The 25,327-nt window shown below is 72.0% G+C and carries 25 protein-coding genes; 19 read left to right on the forward strand and 6 right to left on the reverse strand.

Going from position 1 to position 25,327, the window contains the following annotated elements:
- Positions 1-33: 33 nt before the first annotated feature.
- The 13 genes from OHT01_RS30740 to OHT01_RS30800 all read left to right on the forward strand — a co-directional run bounded on the left by OHT01_RS30740 (position 34) and on the right by OHT01_RS30800 (position 14,981).
- On the forward strand, positions 34-2,115 hold the full coding sequence (locus OHT01_RS30740; protein ID WP_328556351.1) for a tetratricopeptide repeat protein: 2,082 nt from the start codon (positions 34-36) through the stop codon (positions 2,113-2,115).
- Positions 2,116-2,277: 162 nt separating this feature from the next.
- Positions 2,278-3,402 carry an alanine dehydrogenase gene (ald, locus tag OHT01_RS30745; RefSeq protein ID WP_328556352.1) on the forward strand — a complete coding sequence of 375 codons (1,125 nt, stop codon included), beginning with the start codon at positions 2,278-2,280 and terminating at the stop codon, positions 3,400-3,402.
- A 424-nt stretch (positions 3,403-3,826) separates the two neighbouring features.
- Positions 3,827-4,954 (forward strand): ParA family protein, encoded by a 1,128-nt coding sequence (locus tag OHT01_RS30750; RefSeq protein ID WP_328556353.1) that lies wholly within the window; start codon positions 3,827-3,829, stop codon positions 4,952-4,954.
- Positions 4,939-5,517 (forward strand): hypothetical protein, encoded by a 579-nt coding sequence (locus tag OHT01_RS30755; RefSeq protein WP_328556354.1) that lies wholly within the window; start codon positions 4,939-4,941, stop codon positions 5,515-5,517. The genes OHT01_RS30750 and OHT01_RS30755 overlap by 16 nt, the downstream gene beginning before the upstream one ends.
- Before the next feature lie 18 nt (positions 5,518-5,535).
- Entirely contained in the window at positions 5,536-6,870 is a 1,335-nt protein-coding gene (locus OHT01_RS30760) for a segregation and condensation protein A (protein WP_328556355.1), read from the forward strand.
- Positions 6,867-7,523 carry an SMC-Scp complex subunit ScpB gene (gene scpB, locus OHT01_RS30765; protein WP_328556356.1) on the forward strand — a complete coding sequence of 219 codons (657 nt, stop codon included), beginning with the start codon at positions 6,867-6,869 and terminating at the stop codon, positions 7,521-7,523. Before OHT01_RS30760 ends, scpB begins: the two co-directional genes overlap by 4 nt.
- Entirely contained in the window at positions 7,523-8,752 is a 1,230-nt protein-coding gene (locus tag OHT01_RS30770; RefSeq protein WP_328556357.1) for a pseudouridine synthase, read from the forward strand. The genes scpB and OHT01_RS30770 overlap by 1 nt, the downstream gene beginning before the upstream one ends.
- Positions 8,753-8,950: 198 nt before the next feature.
- On the forward strand, positions 8,951-9,919 hold the full coding sequence (locus tag OHT01_RS30775) for a sigma-70 family RNA polymerase sigma factor (RefSeq protein ID WP_328556358.1): 969 nt from the start codon (positions 8,951-8,953) through the stop codon (positions 9,917-9,919).
- A complete protein-coding gene (locus OHT01_RS30780) occupies positions 9,916-10,506 on the forward strand; it encodes a TIGR03086 family metal-binding protein (protein ID WP_328556359.1) in 591 nt (196 codons plus the stop codon). Before OHT01_RS30775 ends, OHT01_RS30780 begins: the two co-directional genes overlap by 4 nt.
- A 24-nt stretch (positions 10,507-10,530) precedes the next feature.
- Complete coding sequence (locus tag OHT01_RS30785) at positions 10,531-12,003, forward strand: MFS transporter (protein ID WP_328556360.1); 1,473 nt, start codon at positions 10,531-10,533, stop codon at positions 12,001-12,003.
- Positions 12,004-12,363: 360 nt separating this feature from the next.
- On the forward strand, positions 12,364-13,104 hold the full coding sequence (locus tag OHT01_RS30790) for an NUDIX hydrolase (protein ID WP_328556361.1): 741 nt from the start codon (positions 12,364-12,366) through the stop codon (positions 13,102-13,104).
- An 11-nt stretch (positions 13,105-13,115) separates the two neighbouring features.
- A complete protein-coding gene (locus OHT01_RS30795; protein ID WP_328556362.1) occupies positions 13,116-14,138 on the forward strand; it encodes an ADP-ribosylglycohydrolase family protein in 1,023 nt (340 codons plus the stop codon).
- Positions 14,139-14,141: 3 nt separating this feature from the next.
- The gene (locus OHT01_RS30800) at positions 14,142-14,981 is read left to right on the forward strand and encodes a nucleotidyltransferase domain-containing protein (RefSeq protein WP_328556363.1); all 840 of its coding nucleotides are present in this window, start codon (positions 14,142-14,144) and stop codon (positions 14,979-14,981) included.
- On the opposite strand, the gene OHT01_RS30805 is transcribed toward OHT01_RS30800, so the two are convergent.
- The 4 genes from OHT01_RS30805 to OHT01_RS30820 form a co-directional block, all read right to left on the reverse strand.
- On the reverse strand, positions 14,949-15,602 hold the full coding sequence (locus OHT01_RS30805; protein ID WP_328558333.1) for a nucleotidyltransferase domain-containing protein: 654 nt from the start codon (positions 15,600-15,602) through the stop codon (positions 14,949-14,951). The genes OHT01_RS30800 and OHT01_RS30805 overlap by 33 nt on opposite strands.
- Positions 15,603-15,758: 156 nt before the next feature.
- Positions 15,759-16,169: a QcrA and Rieske domain-containing protein gene (locus OHT01_RS30810; RefSeq protein ID WP_328556364.1), complete on the reverse strand. Its 411-nt coding sequence runs from the start codon at positions 16,167-16,169 to the stop codon at positions 15,759-15,761.
- Positions 16,166-16,747 (reverse strand): DUF6529 family protein, encoded by a 582-nt coding sequence (locus tag OHT01_RS30815; RefSeq protein ID WP_328556365.1) that lies wholly within the window; start codon positions 16,745-16,747, stop codon positions 16,166-16,168. The genes OHT01_RS30810 and OHT01_RS30815 overlap by 4 nt, the downstream gene beginning before the upstream one ends.
- Positions 16,748-16,772: 25 nt before the next feature.
- A complete protein-coding gene (locus OHT01_RS30820) occupies positions 16,773-17,450 on the reverse strand; it encodes a hypothetical protein (RefSeq protein WP_328556366.1) in 678 nt (225 codons plus the stop codon).
- A 327-nt stretch (positions 17,451-17,777) separates the two neighbouring features.
- Between OHT01_RS30820 and aroH the strand changes: the two genes are divergently transcribed.
- The 5 genes from aroH (at position 17,778) to der (ending at position 22,484) form a co-directional block, all read left to right on the forward strand.
- Positions 17,778-18,140 carry a chorismate mutase gene (gene aroH, locus OHT01_RS30825; protein ID WP_328556367.1) on the forward strand — a complete coding sequence of 121 codons (363 nt, stop codon included), beginning with the start codon at positions 17,778-17,780 and terminating at the stop codon, positions 18,138-18,140.
- On the forward strand, positions 18,137-19,222 hold the full coding sequence (locus tag OHT01_RS30830) for a prephenate dehydrogenase (RefSeq protein WP_328556368.1): 1,086 nt from the start codon (positions 18,137-18,139) through the stop codon (positions 19,220-19,222). The genes aroH and OHT01_RS30830 overlap by 4 nt, the downstream gene beginning before the upstream one ends.
- A gap of 339 nt (positions 19,223-19,561) precedes the next feature.
- A complete protein-coding gene (gene cmk, locus OHT01_RS30835; RefSeq protein ID WP_328556369.1) occupies positions 19,562-20,257 on the forward strand; it encodes a (d)CMP kinase in 696 nt (231 codons plus the stop codon).
- The gene (locus OHT01_RS30840) at positions 20,215-20,928 is read left to right on the forward strand and encodes a lysophospholipid acyltransferase family protein (RefSeq protein WP_328556370.1); all 714 of its coding nucleotides are present in this window, start codon (positions 20,215-20,217) and stop codon (positions 20,926-20,928) included. Before cmk ends, OHT01_RS30840 begins: the two co-directional genes overlap by 43 nt.
- A gap of 77 nt (positions 20,929-21,005) precedes the next feature.
- Entirely contained in the window at positions 21,006-22,484 is a 1,479-nt protein-coding gene (gene der / locus OHT01_RS30845; RefSeq protein ID WP_328556371.1) for a ribosome biogenesis GTPase Der, read from the forward strand.
- 93 nt (positions 22,485-22,577) lie between these two features.
- Here the strand turns inward: der and OHT01_RS30850 are convergent, their stop codons facing one another.
- Together OHT01_RS30850 and OHT01_RS30855 are read right to left on the reverse strand one after the other, a co-directional pair.
- A complete protein-coding gene (locus OHT01_RS30850) occupies positions 22,578-22,913 on the reverse strand; it encodes a hypothetical protein (RefSeq protein WP_405917496.1) in 336 nt (111 codons plus the stop codon).
- Between the two features lie 319 nt (positions 22,914-23,232).
- Positions 23,233-24,006 carry a hypothetical protein gene (locus tag OHT01_RS30855; protein WP_328556372.1) on the reverse strand — a complete coding sequence of 258 codons (774 nt, stop codon included), beginning with the start codon at positions 24,004-24,006 and terminating at the stop codon, positions 23,233-23,235.
- 536 nt (positions 24,007-24,542) lie between these two features.
- Here OHT01_RS30855 and OHT01_RS30860 point away from each other — a divergent pair.
- A complete protein-coding gene (locus OHT01_RS30860) occupies positions 24,543-25,241 on the forward strand; it encodes a transglycosylase family protein (RefSeq protein ID WP_328556373.1) in 699 nt (232 codons plus the stop codon).
- Positions 25,242-25,327 lie beyond the last annotated feature (86 nt).

Here is a 25,327-nt window from a genome sequence, read left to right on the forward strand (position 1 = left end):
GCTTGCGCGTGCGGTGGAACGGGAGCGTGGCCCGTGGCGGATCAGGCGGTGGACGACGGCGGCACCAAGGTGTCGGCCAAGGGGCAGCGCCCGGCTGCCGGGTCCGCTCCTACGAAGAGTCAGTTCCTGGGCCGTGCAAGAGAGTTGAAGGAACTCCGGGCGGACATCGAGCGGGCGGGGCTCGACACCATCGCGGGCCGCAAGGCCCCGCGGGCGCGGGTGCTGCTCATCGCGGGCAAGCCCGGCTCCGGCCGCACCGCGCTCGCCGGCCGGCTCGCCGCCCAGGTCGCCGAGAGTTACCCCGACGGCATCCTGCGCGCCAAGCTCACCGAACCCGACGGCACCCCGGTGCCCACCGAGGTCACCGCGCGGGAACTGCTCACCGCCCTCGGACTCTCCACACCCCCCGGAGCCGACGCCGACGACCTCGGCGAGCGGCTGCGCGAGGCCCTGGCGATCCGTCGGGCGGTGCTCCTGCTCGACGACGCCGCCGACGCCGAGCAGGTCGACGCGCTGCTGCCCGACTCCCCGGACTGCCTGGTCATCGCCGTCTCCGGCGGGCCGCTGACGGGCATCGCGGACGTCCGCCCCTGCACGCTCGGCGGTCTGGACACCAAGTCGGCCCTGGAACTCCTGGAGCAGTTCACCGGCTCGGTGCGCGTCACCGTCGACCCGCTCGCCGCCGAGGGTCTGGTCGAACTGTGCGCGGGCCAGCCCACCGCGCTGGTGCTGGCCGGCGGCTGGCTCGCCGCACGCCCCGCCTCCGCCGTCGCCGATCTCGCCAAGCACCTGCGCACCGAGGGCGAGGACGGTACACCGCTGGCCCGTGTCTTCCGGCTCTCGTACGCCTCGCTGCCGAGCACCGCCGCGCGGATACTGCGACTGCTCTCGCTGGCCCCCGCGGGACTCGTCGACCCGCACACCGCCTCCGCGCTGGCCGGCTGCTCGGTCCAGGTGGCGCAGACCACGCTCGACGAATTCGTCGCCCTCGGCCTGCTGCGGTCGGTTCCCTCACCGCTGCCGCAGTACGAGGTACCCGGCTGTTTCCAGCCAGTGCTCAGGGCGCTCGTCGAGACCCATGACCGGCCCGCCGAGGTGCAGCTGGCCCGCGCCCGCATGCTGGAGCGGACCGTACGCCTCCTGGTGTCCTGCCGCGCCATCACCGAGACCGACAGCTCGCCGGCCCGCGAGAAGCTCGCCGGAATGCCCCGTGCCCTGCGGTTCTCCAGTCCCCGGGCGGCCGAGGACTGGCTGCGGCTGCGCCGGCCCGCGCTCCTCGCCTCGGCCCGGCTGGCCGTCGCCGACGGGGAGCTGGACACCCTCGCCCGACGGCTGATGGCCGCCCTCGTGCGGGCGATGGTCGTCCATTTCGGCACCCAGGCCGCGGCGTCCGAGCTGTACGGGATCCACCGTCTCGTCCTGGACGTCGCCGAACGCCGGAACCTGCCCCGGGAGAAGGCCGCGGCCCTGCTCAATCTCGCGGACCTGGACGCGCAGACCGGCCGTACGACCGACGCCCTCGCCCGCTACCGGGCCGCGCTGGACGCCGGACGCGAGGCGAACGACCCGTACGCGACGGGCCGCGCGATGGAATCCGTAGGCGGCGCCCACCAGGAACTCGGGGACTACGACCGGGCCGCCGACTGGTACGGCAGGGCGCTCGCCGAGCGGCTCGCGCGCGGCGAGCGCGTGGACGCCGCCCGGCTGTACGGACGCATCGCCACCGCGCACACCTACGCGGGCCGCTACGGCGAGGCGCTGGTCAACTGGCGCGCCGCGGTCGCGGGACACCGCAAGAACGGTGATGTCGCCGCCCAGGCAAGGGCGTTGAGCGAGACGGCGCGCGTCCAGGAGTACGCGGGACGGCCCGAGGAGTCGTTGCGCACCTGCCAGGAGGCGGTCGAGTGGGCGCGCCGCGCGGACGACGTACGCCTGCAGGCCGCGTTGCAGCTCAGGCTGGCCGACACCCTGGACCGGCTCGGCGACCCGGCTGCCGCCCGGCTGCACCGGGCGGCGGCCGAGCGCATGCTGGGAGATGAGCTGCCGGAGAGCGCATCCGACATGGAACACGACGCTAACGCCTACGAAATCCGCAGTGCATCCGCTGAAGATTGATGCATTGAAAGGCTAGACAGAGAGAATCCCTTCATTAGACTGGCTCCGCCGCGTTCTTCCGTGGTGTCTCCCGGTGTGCTGCCGTACGTCGGGTATGACATGCATTGCCTGGCTTGCATCGCCTCGGCATGCATAGCCCCAGAGCCCTCTGAGTCAAGGACCGTGATCGACGTGAAGGTCGGCATCCCCCGCGAGGTCAAGAACAACGAGTTCCGGGTGGCCATCACCCCCGCCGGCGTGCACGAGCTCGTGCGCCACGGCCACCAGGTCTTCGTCGAGCAGAACGCCGGTGTCGGCTCCTCGATCACGGATGAGGAGTACGTCCACGCGGGCGCGCAGATCCTCCCCACCGCCGACGAGGTCTGGGCCACCGCCGACCTGCTGCTGAAGGTCAAGGAGCCCATCGCGGAGGAGTACCACCGCCTCCGCAAGGACCAGACGCTCTTCACCTACCTGCACCTGGCCGCGTCCAAGGAGTGCACGGACGCCCTGCTGGAGTCCGGCACCACGGCGATCGCGTACGAGACCGTCGAGCTGCCGAGCCGCGCGCTGCCGCTGCTCGCCCCGATGTCCGAGGTCGCGGGCCGGCTCGCCCCGCAGGTCGGCGCGTACCACCTGATGCGCGCCAACGGCGGCCGGGGTGTCCTGCCCGGCGGTGTCCCCGGTGTGCTGGCGGCCAAGGCCGTCGTCATCGGCGGCGGTGTGTCCGGCTGGAACGCCGCGCAGATCGCCATCGGCATGGGCTTCCACGTGACCCTGCTCGACCGCGACATCAACAAGCTCAAGGAAGCGGACAAGATCTTCGGCACGAAGATCCAGACCGTCGTCTCCAACGCCTTCGAGCTGGAGAAGGCCTGCCTGGAGGCCGACCTCGTCATCGGTGCCGTGCTGATCCCCGGTGCCAAGGCTCCGAAGCTGGTCACCAACGAGCTCGTCTCGCGGATGAAGCCGGGAAGTGTTCTTGTCGACATCGCGATCGACCAGGGCGGCTGCTTCGAGGACTCGCGTGCCACCACGCACGCCGAGCCGACCTTCCCGGTCCACAACTCGGTCTTCTACTGCGTCGCCAACATGCCCGGCGCGGTGCCCAACACCTCGACGTACGCGCTGACCAACGCCACGCTGCCGTACATCGTCGAGCTCGCCAACCGCGGCTGGGCCGAGGCGCTGCGCCGCGACGCCGCGCTGGCCAAGGGGCTCAACACCCATGACGGCAAGGTCGTTTACCGTGAGGTCGCGGAGGCGCACGGCCTGGAGCACCTCGAACTGGAGACCCTGCTCGGCTGAGTCTCCCGAAGGCTCCAGGAGTCGACATTGCGGCCGACTCCTGGCCGACAAAAGGCGATACGTCAACACGGGTCGTCAACAGCGCGTACCCGGCCGGACCTTGCCCGACAAGGTCCGGCCGGGTGTGTGTCGGGTCACTTTGCGACACTCGTTCAACTCGCCACGAACGTAACTCTTCAACCGATTCGCACACCGGTGAAACCTGCCGTGCGACGGCCTTACGCCCTTGACAGAGGGGTGTTCGGTTGCCGACACATCGGGTCGGGTCCGGCGGATTGTGTTGCTGCGGACCGGTGACACGCCATAGAGTCGCCAACCGTCGGCATGGTGCCACGCTGACCTATCGAGAAGTTTCCTGGTCACCAAGGAGGTAAGACGACTTGTGAATGAGTCGACATTTACTCCCGGGGGTGGTCAACCAGGAATGCCGGCGCGGGGCCAGAGCCCCACGGGGCTCGAGGCTGTCGGCTCCGTCGCTGTCCGCACCTTCGCAGCCCATCAGAGTCCCCGGATGACTCAGACAGCACACCCGAGCATGGATGGCCATCACGTGAACGCCATGGCCGGCAACGGAAGTGGCGAGAACCACACCCACTTCGCCGACTACGACGAACTGCCCGAGGGGCACTTCTACGACCCCGACGCCGAGTACGAGCCCGACCCGGAGTACGCGGCCACGCTCGCGCCCGACGCGGCCCGTCAGCGCCGTGAGCGCATCGGCCCGACGGGGCGCCCGCTGCCGTACTTCCCGATCCCGGGTCCGCTGACCAGTCACGGCCCCGCGACGATCATCGCGATGTGCAACCAGAAGGGCGGCGTGGGCAAGACCACGTCGACCATCAACCTGGGAGCCGCGCTCGCGGAGTACGGACGCCGGGTGCTGCTCGTCGACTTCGACCCGCAGGGCGCGCTGTCCGTGGGTCTCGGCGTCAACCCGATGGAGCTCGACCTCACCGTCTACAACCTGCTCATGGAGCGGGGCATGGCGGCCGACGAGGTGCTCCTGAAGACGGCGGTCCCGAACATGGACCTGCTGCCCAGCAACATCGACCTGTCCGCCGCCGAAGTGCAACTGGTGAGCGAGGTCGCCCGCGAGTCCACGCTCCAGCGCGCCCTGAAGCCGCTGCTGGCCGACTACGACTACATCGTGATCGACTGTCAGCCCTCCCTCGGCCTGCTCACCGTGAACGCGCTGACCGCGGCCCACAAGGTGATCGTGCCGCTGGAGTGCGAGTTCTTCGCGCTGCGCGGTGTCGCGCTGCTCACCGAGACCATCGAGAAGGTCCAGGAGCGGCTCAACCCCGATCTGGAGCTCGACGGCATCCTCGCCACGATGTACGACTCCCGCACGGTGCACAGCCGTGAGGTGCTCGCGCGCGTCGTCGAGGCCTTCGACGATCACGTCTACCACACCGTGATCGGCCGGACCGTCCGCTTCCCGGAGACCACCGTCGCCGGCGAGCCGATCACCACCTACGCCTCCAACTCCGTCGGTGCCGCCGCCTATCGCCAGCTCGCCAGGGAGGTGCTCGCCCGGTGTCACGCCGAGTGAGTCTGCCGGGGGCCGACGAACTGTTCCGTACCACCGGGGGCATGGCACTCCAGTCATCCACCCCCAACCGTCGGACCAACGGCGAGGCCCGGGTGCCGGCTCCGGCCGGCGAGAGCGACGCGGCGGCGGGGGAGGACGCGCCCCAGTCGGTGCCCGTCCAGGGCGGTGACGGCGAGGGCGACGAACATGTCGCCGCCGGCGCCGAGTCGTCCGGCGCGGGGGAGTCCCGCAGCCGGGGCGGCGCCCCGGACCGTTCGGGGCGGCGTCAGCCGGGGCAGGAAGGTTCTGGCGCCCCTTCCACGTCGGTGCAGTCGTCCCGCAAGCGGGCGCGCGCCGCCAACCGCCGGCCCAGCGGGCGGGAGCGGCACGACGAGAAGATCACGGTGTACGTGTCCGCCGAGGAACTGATGGACCTCGAACACGCGCGCCTGGTGCTCCGCGGTGAACACGGGCTCGCCGTCGACCGGGGACGGATCGTCCGCGAGGCGGTCGCCGTGGTCCTCGCCGATCTGGAATCCCGGGGGGACGCGAGCATTCTCGTACGACGGCTGCGCGGGCGGTAGCGGTAGCCTTCGACGGCTATGACCTCGAACGTCCCGCCCCCGTCCGCCGCCTCCGGCGGCCGTAGGCGTGCGCTGGGGCGCGGTCCTGGGACCGCCCCGGCGCCGGTCGAGGCCCCGTCCGAGCGGTCCGTCCCGCCGGCCGGACCACCCGAGGCCCCCACCGAGCCGCCCGGGACGCCCCGTGAGGCGGCCGAGAGCCCCGCAGACCCCGAGACACCGACCGAGCCGCCCCCGGCGCCAGGGACCCCCGCGGAGCCGCCTGAGGCGCCTGCGGAGGCGCCGGGAGCCTTCGCCGGGCCCGAGACGCCGGTCGAGCCGTTCGAGACGCCCGCGGAGCCGCCTGAGACGCCCGAGCCGCCTGAGGCGCCCGCGGAGCCGTCCGAGGCGCCCGTGGAGGCGCCTGGAGCCTTCGCCTCGACCGGGACGCACGTCGAGCGGGCTGCGACGCCAGGGACGGCGTCCGGACCGGCTCCGGGGGCCGAGGTGTCCGCCGAGGGCTCCGACGCCGCCGACGACTCCCGTGACGGCGTCTTCAAGGTGCGGCTCTCGAATTTCGAGGGGCCCTTCGATCTGCTGCTCCAGCTCATCTCCAAGCACAAGCTCGATGTCACGGAAGTGGCGCTCTCCAAGGTCACCGACGAGTTCATGGCGCACATCCGGGCGATGGGCCCGGACTGGGACCTCGACCAGACGACCGAGTTCCTGGTCGTCGCGGCGACCCTGCTCGATCTGAAGGCGGCCCGGCTGCTGCCGACCGCCGAGGTCGAGGACGAGGCCGATCTGGCCCTCCTGGAGGCGCGGGACCTGCTGTTCGCGCGGCTGCTCCAGTACCGCGCGTACAAACGGATCGCGGACATCTTCAACGCGCGCCTCGAAGAGGAGGCCCGCCGCTACCCCCGTACGGTCGGCCTGGAGGCGCAGTACGCCGAGCTGCTGCCCGAGGTCGTCATCAGCATCGGGGCGGAGGGGTTCGCGAGGCTCGCCGTGAAGGCGATGCAGCCGAAACCCAGGCCTCAGGTGTACGTCGACCACATCCACGCGCCGCTCGTCAGCGTCCAGGAACAGGCCCGGATCGTGGTGGCGCGGCTCAGGGAACTCGGCGAGGCCAGCTTCCGCTCGCTCGTCGAGGACACCGAGGACACTCTCACGGTGGTCGCCCGCTTCCTGGCCCTGCTGGAGCTCTACAGGGAGAAGGTCGTCGCCCTGGACCAGGAGGAGGCCCTAGGGGACCTGATGGTGCGCTGGACGGGCGGAGAGGGCGACGACCGGCCCCGGGTGACCGACGAGTTCGACCGGCTCCCGGAAGCGGTGAAGGACGACACGGGGCGCGGGACCAAGGAGGAGAAGGCGTGAGCGAGGAGACCACCCACACCCCCGCGGGGCCGCGCACCGCCGCGGACCTCGAACTCGGGCCCGCCCTGGAGGCCGTCCTGATGGTGGTGGACGAACCCGCCACCGAGGAACACCTCGCCAAGATCCTGGAGCGGCCCAGACGGCAGGTCGCGGACGCGCTGCGCGCGCTGGCCGACGAGTACACCGTCCAGGGCCGTGGTTTCGAGCTCAGACTGATCGCGGGCGGCTGGCGTTTCTACTCGCGTCCCGCCTACGCGAGCGCCGTCGAACGCTTCGTCCTGGACGGCCAGCAGGCCCGCCTCACCCAGGCGGCCCTGGAGACGCTGGCCGTCGTCGCGTACCGCCAGCCGGTCAGCCGATCAAGGGTCTCGGCGGTCCGCGGAGTCAACTGCGACGGCGTGATGCGGACCCTCCTGCAGAGGGGTCTCGTCGAGGAGGCGGGCACGGAACCCGAAACAGGTGCGATCCTGTACACGACGACGAACTACTTCCTGGAGCGAATGGGCCTGCGTGGTCTGGACGAGCTCCCGGAGCTCGCGCCCTTCCTCCCCGAGGCGGACGCGATCGAAGCCGAGACGCTGGAAGGGGTCCCGTCGTTCGATCCGGATGCACCGGATGCAGATGCAGACGACACGACGACGACGGAACTTTGATGCGAAGCAGTGGCAGCGGCAGTGGCAGGAACAGCGGGCGCGGCAACCCGCGGGGAACCGGCGGGAGTGGCGGTTCGCGCGGTAGCGACAGCCCCCGTGGAACCGGCGGGGGCGGTGGCTCACGTGGGAGCGGCAACCCGCGTGGGGCCGGCGGTGGCGGTACCCGCGGGGCGAGCGGTGGCGGCTCACGCGGGACGGGCGGGAGCGGCTCCCAGCCGAGGAGCGCGGCGGGTCGCGACGACCAGCCGAAGCGTCCCAGCAAGCCCCGTCCCGAGGAGCGCCGCTACGACGTAGGCCCCGGCGGCACGCACGAGGGCCCGAAGTCCGGGCGCGGAGCCTCCGCGCGCGGAGGCGCCAAGGGCGGCCCCAAGCAGGGCCAGCAGCGCGGCGGCCGGACGGAGCCCGCGCGCTCCCGTGAGTACGAGACGCGGACCGAGGAGCGCAACCGCGACCGGTACGCGGGCAAGCCGGACATCAAGTTGCCCAAGACCTTCCCGGGCGCCGAGGAGGAGGGCGAGCGCCTGCAGAAGATCCTCGCGCGAGCGGGCTACGGCTCCCGGCGCGCCTGCGAGGAGCTGGTCGACCAGGCCAGGGTCGAGGTCAACGGCCAGATCGTCCTGGAGCAGGGCCTCCGTGTCGACACGGAGAAGGACGAGATCAAGGTCGACGGGCTGACGGTCGCCACGCAGTCGTACCAGTTCTTCTCGCTGAACAAGCCGGCCGGTGTCGTCTCCACGATGGAGGACAACGAGGGCCGCCAGTGCCTCGGCGACTACGTCACGAACCGCGAGACCCGGCTCTTCCACGTGGGCAGGCTCGACACCGAGACCGAGGGTGTCATCCTGCTCACCAACCACGGCGAGCTGGCACACCGGCTGACCCACCCGAAGTACGGCGTGAAGAAGGTCTACCTCGCGCACGTCGTGGGCCCGATCCCGCGTGACCTGGGCAAGCGTCTCAAGGACGGCATCCAGCTGGAGGACGGGTACGCCAAGGCGGACCACTTCCGTGTCGTCGAGCAGACCGGCAAGAACTACCTCGTCGAGGTGACCCTGCACGAGGGCCGCAAGCACATCGTGCGCCGCATGCTCGCCGAGGCCGGCTTCCCGGTCGACAAGCTGGTGCGCGTCTCCTTCGGCCCGATCACCCTGGGCGACCAGAAGTCGGGCTGGCTGCGCCGCCTGTCGAACACCGAGGTCGGCATGCTCATGGCCGAGGTCGGTCTGTAGCCCTGAGCGGTCCTCCGTAAGCCCTTGGATCCCGCGCGGATCCAGCGGGCCGCGGACACTGCACGCGTACGACGGCCGGTCCCGGAACTTCTCCGGGGTCGGCCGATTCGTTTTCGCCTCCCGGCCGGTCTGTACCGGTGAACGGACCACCGGTGTGCCCCGGTGCGCCCCCGTGGGAACGAAACGAAGGGAGCGGCGATGACCGCGACGACGGACCGCGACGATTTCGTCCGGCTGACCGATCCGTACCGGCGGGAGCTGCTCGCCCACTGCTACCGCATGCTCGGCTCGGTCGACGACGCCGAGGACCTCGTCCAGGAGACGTATCTGCGGGCCTGGCGGTCCTACGAGGGGTACGAGGGCCGGGCCTCCCTGCGCACCTGGCTCTACCGGATCGCCACCAACACGTGTCTGACGGCCCTGGAGGGGCGGGGACGCCGTCCACTGCCCACCGGGCTCGGCGGGCCGGGAGACGCGCCCGAGGGGCCTCTGCGGGCCCCCGCGACGGACATCCCCTGGCTCCAGCCGCTGCCCGACAGGCTCGTCGACCCGGCGACCGTCGTCGCGGCGCGCGGAAGCCTGCGGCTCGCCCTGGTCGCCGCGCTGCAGAACCTCCCCGCACGGCAGCGGGCCGTGCTCATCCTGCGGGACGTGCTGGCCTGGCGGGCCTCCGAGGTGGCCGCCCTGCTCGACACGTCGACCGCGGCGGTCAAGAGCATCCTCCAGCGCGCGCGTGCCCGGCTCGACGAGGTCGCGCCCGAGGAGGACCTGGTGGTCGAGCCCGACGGCGCCGACGACCGCGAACTCCTCGACCGCTACGTGCGGGCCTTCGAGAACGCCGACATGGAGTCCCTGCTGGGGCTGCTGAGGGACGGGGTCGAGCTGGAGATGCCGCCCCACCTGGAATGGTTCAGTGGCAAGAAGGACGTCCTGCGGTTCCTGCGGGTACGGGTGCTCGCCGGGCGCGGGACGGGATGGATCCGCATGCTGCCCGTCCGGGCCAACGGGCAGCCCGCCGTGGCCGCCTACGAGCGCGGGGTCGACGGCGTGCTGCGCGCGCACTCGGTGCAGGTGATCACCGTCGAGGAGCACGGCGTCGCACGGCTCACGGTCTTCCTGGACCCGGCGCTGTTCGCCGCCTTCGACCTGCCCCCGGTGCTCGCGTGAACGCCGGAGAGCTGCTGGAGCGGTCGCTCGCGTACGCGCTGGGCAGCGTCGCGGCGGTGCCGCGCGAGGGCCTGGGGTGGCCGACGCCGTGTGCCGAGTGGGACCTGGGGGAACTGCTGCACCACCTCGACGACTCGGTGGAGGCGCTCCGCGAAGGTGTCACGGACGGGCGGGTCGGGCTCTGTCCGGCAGGTCCCGCCGCCGATCCGGTGAGCGCCTTCCGCGAGCGGGCCGGCGCCCTCCTCGGTGCCTGGGCGGCGATGTCCGCGGCCCGGCCCGTCCCGGCGGTGGGGGACCGCTCCATGGACGCGGGGCTGCTGGTGGCCGTCGGCGCCCTGGAGATCGCGGTGCACGGCTGGGACGTCGCGCGCGCCTGCGGCTCGGCACGGCCGATCCCGTCCGCGCTCGCCGCTCGACTGCTGCCGCTCGCGCACCTCGTGGTGGCGGACGCCGACCGCGGTGTGCGCTTCGCCGACCCGGTCGACGTACCACCGCGGACCCGGCCCGACGGTCTGCTCCTCGCGTTCCTCGGCCGGAGCCCCCGGCCGCGATTCCTTTTCGGCGCGGGCCCGGTCCGTCTTCCGTGATTGATCCTCACGGAAGGAACCGTCATGACCGACACCACCGCACGCGCCCCCGTCCAGCGGCCGTCCGCCGTGCCCGCACGCCGTGTGTGGACCGTCGTCCTGGCCGGGCTCGGGGCGCTGCTCTGCTCGCTCGACGTGGTCGTCGTGGCCACCGCGCTGCCCGCCCTGCGGGCCGACTTCGGGGCGAGCCTGTCCGACCTGGAGTGGACGATCAACGCGTACAACCTCGTCTTCGCCTGCCTCACCCTGACCGGGGCCGCGCTCGGAGACCGCTTCGGGCGGCGGCGCATGTACGTCGTCGGGCTCGCCGTCTTCACCCTGGCCTCGGCTCTCGCGGCGCTGGCCCCGGGACCGGGTCAGCTGATCGCCGCGCGGGTGCTCCAGGGCGCAGGCGCCGCGGTCCTGCTGCCGCTCACCCTGACCCTGATCAGCGAGGCGTTCCCGGCCGAGAAGCGGGGCGTGGCCATCGGGGTCTGGGGCGGGGTGACCGGCCTCGGTGTGGCGGCCGGACCCGTGCTCGGCGGCGCCGTCACCGAGGGCCTGTCCTGGCAGTGGATCTTCTGGCTGAACGTGCCGACGGGGCTCGCCATGCTGCCGCTGGCCGCCCTCAAACTGCGCGAGAGCCGTGGTCCGCGTCCGCAACTCGACGTCGTGGGGCTGCTGTTGGCCGCAGTCGGGCTGACCGGCCTGGCCTGGGCGGCGGTGCGCGCCCCGCAGGCGGGCTGGGCGAGCGCCGAGGTGGTGGGCGCGCTGGCCGCCGGAGTCGTCTTCGTGGCGGCCTTCCTCGGCTGGGAGCGGTCGGGGGCGCGCTACCCGATGCTGCCCCTCGGGTACTTCCGCAGGCGAGCCTTCTCCACCGCCAACGGCGTCGCCTTCCTGACGTTCATGTCGCTGCTCGGCTCCTTGTTCATGATCACGCAACTGTTCCAACTGGGCCTCGGCAACTCGCCGTTGCAGGCCGGTGTCCGCATCCTGGTGTGGACCGGAATGCCGCTGGTCGTGGCACCGCTCGCGGGCGCGCTCGCCGACCGGTTCGGGAACCGCCCCTTCATGCTCGGGGGGCTGGTCCTCCAGGCGACCGGCCTCGGGCTGCTGGCCTGGCAGGTGCAGCCCGGCGTCGGCTACGGACGGCTGGTGCTGCCGCTGATCGTCGCGGGCGTCGGTATCTCGATGGTCTTCCCGACCGTCGCGAACGCCGTGACCTCCTCGGTGCCGGCCGCCGACGCGGGGGTCGCCGCCGGCGTCAACAACGCGCTGCGCGAGCTGGGTGGGGTCTTCGGGATCGCCGTCGCCGCGGCCGTGTTCACGCGTTACGGGGGCTACGGTTCGGCAGCGGACTTCGTCGACGGCTGCGGTCCGGCGCTGTGGGTCTCCTCGGGAGTCGCCGCCGCCGGAGCGCTCGTCGCCGCTCTCGCTCCGGCGCGCGCTCGGGCGCAGGGACCCGGCACGGGCCGTAACGAGGTCCCGCGGCCGGAGGCGTCGCGCGCCGGGACCTAAGGGCTGTCCCGTAATCCCCGGCGGGCGCACAACGACAGCTACGGCACTCCCCCAAGCTCTTCGAGCAGGGGGGACCCCCACGCCGCGTTGTCGGATCGCCCGAATACGCCCAGTATGAGGACGACCCTCCGCCTTGCGATGCACCGCATCTGACGCCGCGCGCTGATCCACCGGGGATTACGGGACAGCCCTTAGTCGCCGTCGCCCCCTCGGAGGTGCTGCCCCGTCCCGCCGACCCGTCTCCCGAGCCGGCTTCGGGAGCTCAACTTGCCTGGCCGGAAGTCTTGTTGACGCCGCCTCGCTCCCTTTATAGTCGTACTGACCATAGTCAGGCTGACCATAAAGAGGGGCGTGGGGGCGGTGACAGGCGAAGGCCGTGCGCCGGGGGGCGCGGCACCCGCGGGCTACGACAAGTACGCCTTCGAGCCCTTCGCCGTCACCGTCGACCTGGCCGTCCTCACGGTGCGCGCGGGCGCGCTCCAGGTGCTGCTCGTCGAGCGGGGCCGGGAACCGTACGCCGGCCGCTGGGCCCTGCCCGGCGGCTTCGTGCTGCCCCGCGAGTCGGCCGAGGCGGCGGCCCGTCGCGAACTCGCCGAGGAGACCGGCCTGTCGGACATCTCGGGACTCCACCTGGAACAACTGCGCACCTACAGCGAACCCGACCGCGACCCCCGGATGCGGGTCGTCTCCGTCGCGTTCGCCGCGCTGCTGCCCGACCCTCCCGAACCGCACGGCGGCGGCGACGCGGCGCAGGCCCAGTGGCTGCGGTTCAACGCGCTCGGCCCGCTCGCCTTCGACCACGACCGGATCCTCGCCGACGCCCACGAACGCGTGGGCGCCAAGCTGGAGTACTCCTGCCTCGCCACGGCCTTCTGCCCGCCCGAGTTCACCCTCGGAGAGCTGCAGCAGGTCTACGAGACGGTGTGGGGCACCGCGCTCGACCGGCCCAACTTCCGGCGCAAGGTCCTCGCCACGCCCGGATTCGTCGAACAGGTCCCCGGCGCCGCGCGCCTCACCGGCGGCCGGGGCAAACCCGCCGCCCTCTACCGCGCGGGCGGCGCGAAAGTCCTGCATCCACCCCTGCTGCGTCCCACCTCGTAAGGACGGCCCCGATGACCAGCACGACCCTAGCGAAGCGCGCCGCCACCGGTTCCCTCATCGGCCTGGCCCTCGGCGACGCGCTCGGGTTCCCCACGGAGTTCAACTCCGTGCCCGACATCCTCGAGAAGTGCGGCCCCTGGCGGCAGATGGCGCTGCCGAGGCCCGCGATCGTCACCGACGACACCCAGATGACACTGGCGCTGGCGAAGGGGATGCGCACCGCCATGGACAGCGGTCTGCTCGGCCCGCTGCGGATGGAACGGCCGGTGCGCGAGGAGTTCGTGAAGTGGTACCGGTCGCCCGAGAACAACCGCGCCCCCGGCCGCACCTGCCTCGTCGCCTGCGACCTCCTCAAGAACGAGAAACTCCGGTGGCAGGAGGCGAGCCAGACCGGTTCCAAGGGGTGCGGCGCCAACATGCGGGTGGCGCCCGTCGGACTCGTCGGCGGGCTCAGCGAGGAACAGCGCGCGGGCGCCGCGCAGTTCCAGGCCGCGCTCACCCACGGCCACCCCACCGCGCTCGCCGCCTCGGACCTCACCGCGCACACCGTCCGACTGCTCGGCCAGGGCGTCGAACCGTCGGCGCTGATCGGCCTGCTGCTCTCGTACGCGCACGAGAACCGGCACCGGTACCACTCCCGTTGGCTCGGCGACCTGTGGACCTTCTGCCAGGACGGCGGCCCGGAGCAGTACATCTCCCGCGGCTGGGACGAGTGCATCGCCGTCCTGGAGAACCTGCGGCACGCCGTGCGCACCGCCTCGCCCGAGGCCGACCCCTGCCTGGCGACCGGTGCGGGCTGGGTCGCCGAGGAGGCGTTCGCCACCGGCCTGCTGTGCTTCCTGATGTTCGTCGACGAACCCGTCACCGCGCTGCGCCGGGCCGCCTGCACCTCGGGCGACTCCGACTCCATCGCCTGCCTGACCGGGGCGTTCGCGGGCGCCTGGCACGGCTCGGAGGCCTGGCCGACGGCCTGGGCCGACCGCATCGAGTACCAGAGCGACCTCATGTCGCTGGGGGCGCTCTGGGATGCTTGAGGGATGACAGACGTCCTCGGCATCGGCACCGACCTCGCGAGCGTGGTGGGCGGGCAGCCCGACCCCGTGCTCTTCGCCACCGTCTCCGGGGCCCATCTGTACGGCTTTCCCTCGCGCGACTCCGACGTCGACCTGCGCGGCGTCCATCTGCTGCCGACGGCCGACCTGGTCGGGCTGCGCGAGCCGGAGGAGACCCGGTCCCGCATGTGGTGGGAGAGCGGCGTCGAGATGGACCTGGTCACCCACGACCTGCGCAAGTTCGTACGGCTGATGCTGCGGCGCAACGGCTACGTGCTGGAGCAACTGCTCTCGCCGCTCGTCGTGCGCACCGGCGACGGGCACCGCGAACTGATCTCACTCGCCCCCTGTGTCCTCACCCGCCATCACGCCCACCACTACCGGGGGTTCGCGACCACCCAGTGGCGGCTCTTCGAGAAGAGCGGTGAACTCAAGCCGCTGCTCTACACCTTCCGCGTGCTGCTCACCGGCATCCACCTGATGCGCAGCGGCGAGGTGCAGGCCGATCTGCCCACCCTGGCAGGGCAGATCGAGTCCCCGGCGTATCTGCCGGACCTGATCGCCGTGAAGGCGGAGCGGGAGCACGGGGCCGCGGACGTCCCCCACGCCCGCGTGAAGGAGGACGTGGAGCGGCTGCACACCCTCCTCGACGAGGCGCAGGAGGCCTCGGCGCTCCCGGACGCCCCCTCGGGGTACGACGCTCTGCACGCCTTCGTCGTCAGGGCCCGCCTGGACGGCGTCGGGGAAGACCGGAACGGCGGCCAGGGGGGTCGGGACGGTGTCCGGGAAGGTCTAGGGACCACCGTCGGGGTCCTGGAGCGCTGAGGCGCGGCGGACCCGGACCAGGAAGTCCTCCACGCGCGCGTGGTCCGGCCCGGACGGGAGCGGGCTGCGGGCGGCCGCCTCGTCGGCCTCCGTCGCCAGCCGGGACATCCAGCGCTCGACCTCGCCCCAGGACACCTCGCCCCGCTTCACCGCCAGCAGCGGCTCGCGCTGCTCCCCGACGTCGATCGTCAGTGAGCCGCTGTGCAGCAGATCGCGTGAGCTCATCAGCAGGCGCAGCAGATGCATGGCGTGCTTCCAGCGCGGGGCGCCGTGCGTGCGGACGTCGGCCTCCAGCTTCTTGCGCTGGCCCAGCGCGTACCCGGAGAACGTCTCGTGCGCCCGGCGGGACAGGAACGCCTGCCGGAGGGCGAGGAGTTCGCGCCCGGTGTCGTCCACGTACTCGACGACCGGGGAGTGCAGACACTCCAGGATGTTCGGATTGGCGCGCAGCGCGAGCGCGCAGAACCGCTCCAGCTCCCAGCTGAACTGCTCCTCCGCGGGGCCCTCGACATGTGTCGGCGGCTTCTCGAAGCGCCAGAACAGCGCGGTCGGGGCGAGGAAGACGCCCCGGCGGTCCGTGTCACTGCCGTCCGTGGCCAGCCCGAAGGCCCGGGAACCCATCACACAGGAGTAGATCGTGTGGTCCCGCACCAGCCTGAGGGCCGCTGCCGGGACCGCCGCCCCGGAGGGCGCGGGTGACACGGGTGAGGCCGGGGGCACCTGGGGTGCCCGGGGTGCGCGAGGCTCGGAAGGCATGCCCGGAGCGTACGGGCCGCCTCACGCCAGACGGATCGAGTCCCCCTCCACGGTGATCTTCTCCGCGGGCAGCGGACGCGGCGCCGGACCGGCCTTCACCGCCCCGTCCTCGACACTGAACCTGCTTCCGTGGCAGGGGCAGTCGATGGTGCCGTTCGCGACCTTGTTCACCGTGCAGCCCAGGTGCGTGCAGATCGCAGAGAAGGCCTTGAAGTCGCCCTTCGCCGGCTGGGTGACCACGACCTTCTGGTCCGTGAAGATCGTGCCGCCGCCCACCGGGATGTCGCCCGTTTTGGCGAGCTCCTGGCCGCTGGACGCCTTCGGGGACGAGTCCGAGGAACTGTTGCCGCTGCCGTACTGGCTGCACCCCGCGAGCAGCGCGGACGCCCCCGTGGCGAGGATCACCGTGCGCCGCGTCGAGCGGTGGGTCATGTCGTCACTCCGAACGTACGGAAGAACCAGAAGGCGGACGTCAGCCAGATGGCCGTGAGCACGGTGAAGACCAGGCCGCCGATGATCGGCAGCAGCCAGCCGGGCAGGCGCTCCCAGCGGAGCAGCAGCATCTTGGCACTGAAGACACCGAAGAAGAAGCAACCGAGGAGCGAGTGCGCCAGCACGCGTGTGCTGTACGTCTGATAGCCCAACGCGTACAGGCAGTGCACCGCGACCGGCACCGCAACCAGGAACGCGATCCGTCCCGACCACCGGTGCAGCGCGGACGCCCAGCCCGGGCCCGGCAGCTTTCCGTACATCATGAGCGCCGAGACGAGCTGGACGAGCGCGAAGAAGAACGCCGTCGTCGCCAGCCAGGACTTCACCGCGCCCGTGCTGCTGAAGCCGGCGAGGTTGAAGGCCGTTCCCGCCGGGTCGTGGACCTTGCCGTAGACGCCGAGACCGACCGCGACCGCCGCGGCGACCAGGGCCGGGACGAGATAGCGGGCCGGGCCGGGGCCCCGGGCGGGTGGTGGAGAGGGGAAGCCCCGGGTTGCGGCGTTCGGGTCCACGGTCATGAACGGCTCCCTGCGGAAGAGGCGGTCAGGGGGTGACGGGGCGCGCGATGATCTTCTGTCCGTCGATCGTCACGGCGCCGGTCTCCGGGTCGATCACCGGTGCCGCGGACGGGGTGCCGTCCCGCTCGACGACGCCGACCTGCTTGCCGCCCGGCAGCACGATCCAGCCGCCGTCGACCTTCGCGCCGCGCACGGTGGCCGTGGCCCGGTACAGGCCCGAGGGCTTGACGGCCCGGTCGGCCGTGAAGCCGTAACGCTGCCCGCCGACCTCGGCGGTGCCGCGGAGCCGCTTGCCGCCCTGGAGGGTCCCGGTCAGCTCGTCGCCGTCGGCGCCGGTGAGCTTCATGCTGCCGTCGTCCCGCACATCGCCCTTGAGCCAGGACTCCTTGTCGTGCCCGTCGCAGAAGTACGCGATCGCCTTGCCGCCCCGCAGGGAGACCGCGACCGCCGAGGTGTTGTCGTCGGTGCGTCCCGCGTAATCCGCGTTGGGCACTGGGCTACGGGTGGGTGAGGGGCTGGGCGAGGGGCTCGCCGACGGCGAGGAGGAGCCCGGCGGCGCACTGGCCGACACCGAGACGCCCGGCGACGCCTGCCGGTACGGGTTCGACGCGTTCTTCGCCCCCGTCATCGCGTTGAGCGACAGCATGAACACGGCGAGCACCAGCCCCGCGAGAAGGGTGAGAAGGGGTCCTGGACGCTTCATTCGGGCCTCCCCCGAGGCGAGTCTCCTGCAATCAGAGCGGACTCGCGCGTCCGCGTCCAGAGGCGCACGGGCGCGTTCTCACCACAAGTGGCGGAATAGGGCGATTCGGGTGACATCTGCGGAGTCCGGGGCGGGGCGGACCGCCTCCGTCCGGCCGCATCCGCGAGGGCGGGACCGTCATGGGTGACGATCCCGGCGGTCTGCCGGGCGCTCCCCTCGGTGGGAGCGGGTTCCCGTCTCGTCAGGCGGGCGCCGCGCACCCGCGCCCGGAGGGCTGACTACGCTGGTGTGACAAGACGTGTACACAGATCAGCGAGGAGCATCACCGTGGCGGTACGAGCGGTCCGGGGCGCCGTCCAACTGGAACGGGACGAGGCCGGCCACATGGACGAGCAGGTCAGCGACCTGCTCACCGCCATCCTGGAGCGCAACGCGCTCACCACGGAAGACCTGATCAGCATCTGGTTCACGGCCACGCCCGATCTGCACAGCGACTTCCCGGCGGCCGCCGCGCGCAAGCTCGGCATCGTCGACGTGCCGCTGATCTGCGCGCAGGAGCTGGACATCGAGGGCGCGATGCCCCGGGTCGTCCGTGTTCTCGCCCACATCGAGTCCGACCGGCCGCGCGCCGACGTCGTGCACGTCTACCTGGGCGCCGCGGGCGCGCTGCGCAAGGACATCGCCCAGTGAGGACCGCGCTCGTCATCGGAACCGGGCTGATCGGCACGTCCGCCGCCCTCGCGCTCGCCGCGCGCGGCGTCGTCGTCCACCTCGCCGACCACGACCCGGAGCAGGCCCGCACGGCGGCCGCGCTGGGCGCCGGCACGGACGAGGCACCCGAGGGACCGGTCGACCTCGCGATCGTGGCCGCACCACCCGCGCACGTCGCCGCGACCCTCGCGGACGCCATGCGGCGCGGTCTCGCCCGCGGCTACCTGGACGTCGCCAGCGTCAAGGGCGGTCCCCGCCGCGAGCTGGAGGCGCTCGGCCTCGACCTCACCCCGTACATCGGCACGCACCCCATGTCGGGCCGCGAGAAGTCCGGCCCGCTGGCCGCGAGCGGCGACCTCTTCGAGGGACGGCCCTGGGTGCTCACGCCGACCCGCGACACCGACACCGAGGTCCTGAACCTCGCCCTGGAGCTGGTGTCGCACTGCCGTGCGGTGCCCGTCGTGATGGACGCCGACGCCCACGACCGCGCCGTCGCGCTCGTCTCGCACATGCCGCACCTGGTGTCCAGCATGGTCGCCGCGCGCCTGCAGCACGCGGAGGAGACGGCGGTACGGCTCTGCGGGCAGGGCATCCGCGACGTGACCCGGATCGCGGCCTCCGACCCCCGGATGTGGATCGACATCCTCTCCGCGAACCCCGGCCCTGTCGCGGACCTCCTCGCGGACGTCTCCGCCGATCTCGACGAGACGGTCCAGGCGCTGCGGGCCCTGCAGTCCTCCGACGAGTCCAAGCGCCGCGAGGGTGCCACCGGCATCGAGGACGTCCTGCGCCGCGGCAACGCGGGCCAGGTCCGCGTCCCCGGCAAGCACGGCTCCGCGCCGCGCGCCTACGAGGTCGTGGCCGTGCTCATCGACGACCAGCCCGGTCAGCTCGCCCGCATCTTCGCCGACGCGGGGATGGCCGGGGTCAACATCGAGGACGTACGCATCGAGCACGCGACCGGCCAGCAGGCCGGTCTGGTGCAGCTGATGGTGGAGCCGAAGGCCGTGCCGGTGCTCGGTGCGGCGCTGCGGGAGCGGGGCTGGGCACTGCGCCAGTAGGACCGTCGGCCTGCGCCGCGGCGCGTCCGGACAGCCCGTCCGGACAGCTCGCCCCGACAGCGCGCGCGGCCGGTCGCGGCTGCCTCCTCGTGGACGACCGCGGACGACCGTGGACGGCCGGGGGAGGCGCGGTCGTGCGAAGCCCGGGAGGCGCCCTGGCACCCGGTGGTACGGGCACGTCGGCGGGGATCGGCGCGGGCCCGGGCCGTGCGCGGGCGGGCTCCGCGAGCGGCCCCGGGGCGGGCCAGTAATACGGGGCCCGTGGAGCCAGTAACCTTGTGCGGGGCGCGATCGTGTCCCGCAGAGACCTCCACCCCGCACCAGGAAGGTGTTCCCACCGTGGACAACGGCGCCGCCCGTACCGCTCCGGCTGTGATTGTCGCCATCGACGGCCCCTCCGGCACGGGCAAGTCGAGCACCTCGAAGGCCGTGGCCGCCAAGCTCGGTCTGAGCTACCTGGACACCGGGGCCCAGTACCGCGCCATCACGTGGTGGATGGTCAGCAACGGCATCGACCTCACGGACCCCTCCGCGATCGCCGCCGTGGCCGGGAAGCCGGAGATCATCTCCGGTACCGACCCGGCCGAGCCGACCATCACGGTCGACGGGACCGACGTCGCGGGCCCGATCCGCACCCAGGACGTCACCTCCAAGGTCAGCGCGGTCAGCGCCGTGCCCGAGGTGCGTGCCCGGATCACCGAGCTGCAGCGCACCCTCGCCGGGTCCGCGCCGGCCGGCATCGTCGTCGAGGGCCGGGACATCGGCACCACCGTGCTGCCCGACGCCGACCTGAAGATCTTCCTCACCGCCTCCCCGGAGGCGCGTGCCGCCCGGCGCAGCGGTGAGCTGAAGGGCGCGGACATCGACGCGACCCGCGAGGCGCTCATCAAGCGGGACGCGGCCGACTCCAGCCGTAAGACCTCCCCCCTCGCCAAGGCGGACGACGCGGTCGAGGTGGACACCTCGGACCTCACGCTCCAGCAGGTCATCGAGTGCGTCGTCACCCTCGTCGAGGAGAAGCGGGCCGCCAAGTGACCGCACCCTCCGCGAGACGCGCCGACGTCGGGCGCAGGATCGGCGTCGGCCTGATGTACGGGCTGTTCAAGCCGCGCGTGCTCGGCGCCTGGAAGGTCCCCGCGACCGGTCCGGCGATCCTGGCCGTCAACCACTCGCACAACATCGACGGGCCGATGGTCATGGGCGTCGCGCCCAGGCCCACCCACTTCCTGATCAAGAAGGAAGCGTTCATCGGCCCGCTCGACCCGTTCCTGCTGGGCATCGGCCAGCTGAAGGTGGACCGCGAGATCGCCGACCGCACGGCCATCACCGACGCCCTCGGCGTCCTGGCGGCCGGCGGCGTCCTCGGGATCTTCCCGGAGGGCACCCGGGGCGAGGGCGACTTCGCCTCGCTGCGGGCCGGGCTCGCGTACTTCGCGGTGCGCAGCGGAGCCCCGATCGTCCCGGTGGCGGTGCTGGGAAGCTCCGACCGGACCAGCAGGCTCACCAAGGCGCTGCCCCCGCTGCGCAGCAGGGTCGACGTCGTCTTCGGCGACCCGTTCGAAGCGGGCGACGGCAGCGGCCGGCGCACGCGCCAGGCGCTGGACGAGGCCACCGGCCGCATCCAGAAACAGCTCAGCGCACACCTTGACCACGCCAGGCGTCTGACAGGGCGCCCGGAAAACGCCGGGCGCCCCGTCGGGCGTTAGGCGACACTTAGTAGTGGATCATCCGGTTTACGGGCGTTCCACCGATCACCACGAATGAACGACGAGGTACGGACTTCATGAACGACCACATCCAGCCCGACGGCTCGGCGGAACACGAGCACGGGGCGCTTGGCGATGCCGAGTACGCGGAGTTCATGGAGCTCGCCGCGGAAGAGGGCTTCGCCGTCGAGGACGTCGAAGGCGCGATCGAGGAGGCGGGCCACGGTCCGCTGCCCGTCCTCGCCGTCGTCGGCCGCCCGAACGTCGGCAAGTCGACCCTGGTGAACCGCATCATCGGCCGCCGCGAGGCCGTCGTCGAGGACAAGCCCGGCGTCACCCGCGACCGCGTCACCTACGAGGCCGAGTGGGCGGGCCGCCGCTTCAAGCTCGTCGACACCGGCGGCTGGGAGCAGGACGTCCTCGGCATCGACGCGTCCGTCGCCGCCCAGGCCGAGTACGCGATCGAGGCCGCCGACGCGGTCGTCTTCGTCGTCGACGCCAAGGTCGGCGCCACCGACACCGACGAGGCGGTCGTGCGCCTGCTCCGCAAGGCCGGCAAGCCCGTCGTCCTGTGCGCCAACAAGGTCGACGGCATGAGCGGCGAGTCCGACGCCTCGTACCTGTGGGCCCTCGGTCTCGGCGAGCCGCACCCGGTCTCCGCGCTGCACGGCCGCGGCACCGGCGACATGCTCGACGCCGTCCTGGAGGCGCTGCCCGAGGCCCCGGCGCAGACCTTCGGCACCGCGGTGGGCGGCCCCCGCCGCATCGCCCTCATCGGCCGCCCGAACGTCGGCAAGTCCTCCCTGCTGAACAAGGTGGCCAACGAGGACCGCGTGGTCGTCAACGAGGTCGCGGGCACCACCCGTGACCCGGTCGACGAGCTCATCGAACTCGGCGGCATCACCTGGAAGTTCGTCGACACGGCGGGCATCCGCAAGCGTGTCCACCTCCAGCAGGGCGCCGACTACTACGCCTCGCTGCGCACCGCCGCCGCCGTCGAGAAGGCCGAGGTCGCGGTCATCCTGATCGACGCGTCCGAGACCATCTCCGTGCAGGACCAGCGGATCGTCACCATGGCGGTCGACGCGGGCCGTGCCATCGTCCTCGCCTTCAACAAGTGGGACACCCTCGACGAGGAGCGCCGCTACTACCTGGAGCGGGAGATCGAGACCGAGCTCGCCCAGGTGGCCTGGGCGCCCCGGGTGAACGTCTCGGCCCGCACCGGCCGTCACATGGAGAAGCTCGTCCCGGCGATCGAGACGGCCCTGGACGGCTGGGAGACCCGTGTCCCGACCGGCCGCCTGAACGCCTTCCTGGGCGAGCTGGTCGCCGCCCACCCGCACCCGGTCCGCGGCGGCAAGCAGCCCCGCATCCTGTTCGGCACGCAGGCGGGCACCAAGCCGCCGCGGTTCGTGCTCTTCTCCTCCGGCTTCATCGAGCACGGCTACCGGCGCTTCATCGAGCGCCGACTGCGCGAGGAGTTCGGCTTCGCGGGCACGCCGATCCACATCTCGGTGCGGGTGCGCGAGAAGCGCGGCGCCAACAAGAAGAAGTAGCGCCCACGGGCAACGCGTGAGGGGCGGCTCCCCGGGGGAGCCGCCCCTCACGCATCACCGCTCAAAAAGACCTGCCGCTCAAAATCCCGCCGCTCAATGGCCCCTGCGCGGTGCGGGCGGCAGCGCGGCCGGGATGTGGTGCATCCCGGTGCCGTGCTGGCGTGCGCCCGGCTGCCAGACGGCCGTCGCCGACGTGGTCGGTCCGTGCTGCGCGGCGATCTGCCGCGCGGTGTGCGCCCCCGCGCTGTACGAGCTGTACGAGCCCGAGCTGAACGAGTTCGAACCGCGCCCGAGGCTCCCGAACGCCGTGAAGCCCAGGTTCTCCTCGCCGTGCCGGTCGCCGGGCAGGGTCCTGAACGATCTGACCCACTCGGCGTAGAGCGCGTCGTAGATCGGCGTGGCTGATGAGCCGCCCTGAGAATCCTGCACCGGTCGCGACGCCGGCACCTCTCTGCCCGAACGGATGGGGGAGCCCGAGGGAGGGACCGGCTGGAAGGGCCGGTGGCCGGGGACGTCGTAGGTGTGCACGTACGTGCCAACGACCCCGCCGCCCAACAGATGCGGCCGGCACGGTCATTTCACGGGTCGTCCGGAGTGATCGGCGCGCGCGGGGGCGCGACGGCGCGGGGAACCGCGCGGGCGGCCCTCGGCCGGTACCGGCCGCACACACCCGGTTCCCCGCCGAACGCCCGCGCGGCGCCCCGTCCTCAGTTCCCGCCGAGCCTGCGCACGGTGCCCTGCGGTGCGCTCACGTACCGGCGAGCGGCATCGCGGCCGCGACCAGCTTTCCGTTGGCCGCCGCCTTGTCGAGCGCGTCGCGCAGCAGGTCCTCCCGGGGCTGACGGCCGATCGAGCCGACCGGCGCCGCGAACAGGAGCACCTGCTGGTGCTTGTTGGCGGCGGCGCGCCAGCTGTCGGTGACCTGGAGCGCCTGGTGGGCCTGCCACCAGGCGACAGGTGAGCCGCCGCCGGTGCCCGGCTGGAGCACGGCGTGCAACTGGCCCGCCGCGAGCAGCACGGACCAGCCGTGCAGGACCGGCGGTACCGAGTTCAGCTCGATCGCGGGCATGAAGCCCTGCTCGATCAGCAGGGGCAGGAAGTCGTCGCCGATGTCGGTCGAGCCGGGTCGCACGATCGGGCCGGTCGGCTCGACGACGAGCGCCGGGTGCAACTCGCCGTTGATCAGCACGAGTCCGCTGGTGACACCGAGCACGGCCTGTTCGGGGGCGATGTCGGTGGGCGGGCCGTCGGGGTGGATGGAGCGGACGGCGCCCTGGAGTTGTTCCTCGGTGACCTGTACGACCTGCGAGGGCAGGCAGCTGGCGTGGGCGAAGGCGAGGACGGCGGTCTCGTCGCCGATGAACAGGACGGTGCTGGTGCGCTCCTGTTCCGAGTCGCCCGGGGTGCGGCACGACGTGCAGTCGTAACTGCCGGGGGCGTTCTCTCCGGCGAGCAGCCGGTCGGCTTCTTCGTCGCCGATCTCGGCGCGTACGTCGTCGCTGACGTCGAGCATGCGCGGCACGGTGGCTCCTCGGGATGCGGTGCGTGGCGGTGCCGGGTGGCTCCCGGCCCATGAATCGGGGGTTCCCGGCTCATGAAGATGTCAACGGGTGATCTGTGGCCGGAGTCACGCTCGAGAGCGAACGGAATCGAACCATCCGACGCCCAGGGTGAAGGCGCCCCCGGAATTGGTTACTCCCAGTCAACTTCAGCCAGCCCGAAGGAAGTTGATGGGGTGAACTGAGTCACAGATCGCATGAGGCGCAGGTCGACAAATCCGGAAATCACCCTATGAAGTGGGTGGCCGAAAATCGATGATACCCGCGGTAACGGCTAACTGGCCTCGAATGACAAAGAGTTGGTTGATATCGGGGCGCCCGGGTCCATAGGTTCCTGCGCTGTGTGCAACGAGCACCGCTCGGGTACGTCCGCCGGTTCGATCCGCAACGGATCACAGCACAGCCTCCGGTGGACGGGTCGGAGCACGAGGGCCGCGTCCTACGCGCAGGCCGTCGCGCCCCGTCCTGGGGGACCCCGGGTGTTTCGAGAGGGAACTACATGTCCGCATGTGCCGACAGCACTCACGAGAACAGTCATAAGGCTCGTACGGCGAACAGGACACGTACGACGGCGGTCCTCGCCGGGGCGGCACTGCTCGCCCCGCTCGGACTCCTCGCAGCGACCGGCCAGGCCGCCGCGGCCGACAGTGGAGTGTGGGACCGCATCGCCCAGTGCGAGAGCGGCGGCAACTGGCACATCAACACCGGCAACGGCTACTACGGGGGACTCCAGTTCTCCGCCGGCACATGGCGCGCCTACGGTGGCTCGGCGTACGCGCCGACCGCCGACCGGGCGTCCAGGGGCGCGCAGATAGCCGTCGCGAGCAAGGTCCAGAGCGCGCAGGGGTGGGGGGCCTGGCCCACCTGCTCGGCCCGAGCGGGGGCCTACGGAAGCGCGCCCGGCTCCCCGGGTGCCGGGTCGGCCACGGGCTCCGCGACCACCAGGTCGGCACCGAAGTCCGCGCCCGCGCCCCGGTCCGCCCCGGCGAAGCGGGAGCCGGCGAAGACGCCGGCCCGTCCGTCGGGCCATGTCGGCCGCGGTTCGTCCCGCGGCGACTACACCGTCCGCCAGGGCGACACCCTCAGTGCCATCGCCGCGCGGCACGGGACCACCTGGCGGAAGATCTACGCCGCCAACACGTCCGTCATCGGCGGTGATCCCGACCTGATCGTGCCCGGGCAGCGGCTCGACATCTGAGCCTCGCTCCCCCCTCGTCCCGGGCACGGAGCCCCGCCCGGTCGTCCGACCGGGTGGGGCCCCGGGCGTGCCGGGCGCGGCTGGGC

This window comes from Streptomyces sp. NBC_00358 (genome assembly GCF_036099295.1).
Taxonomy (GTDB): domain Bacteria; phylum Actinomycetota; class Actinomycetes; order Streptomycetales; family Streptomycetaceae; genus Streptomyces.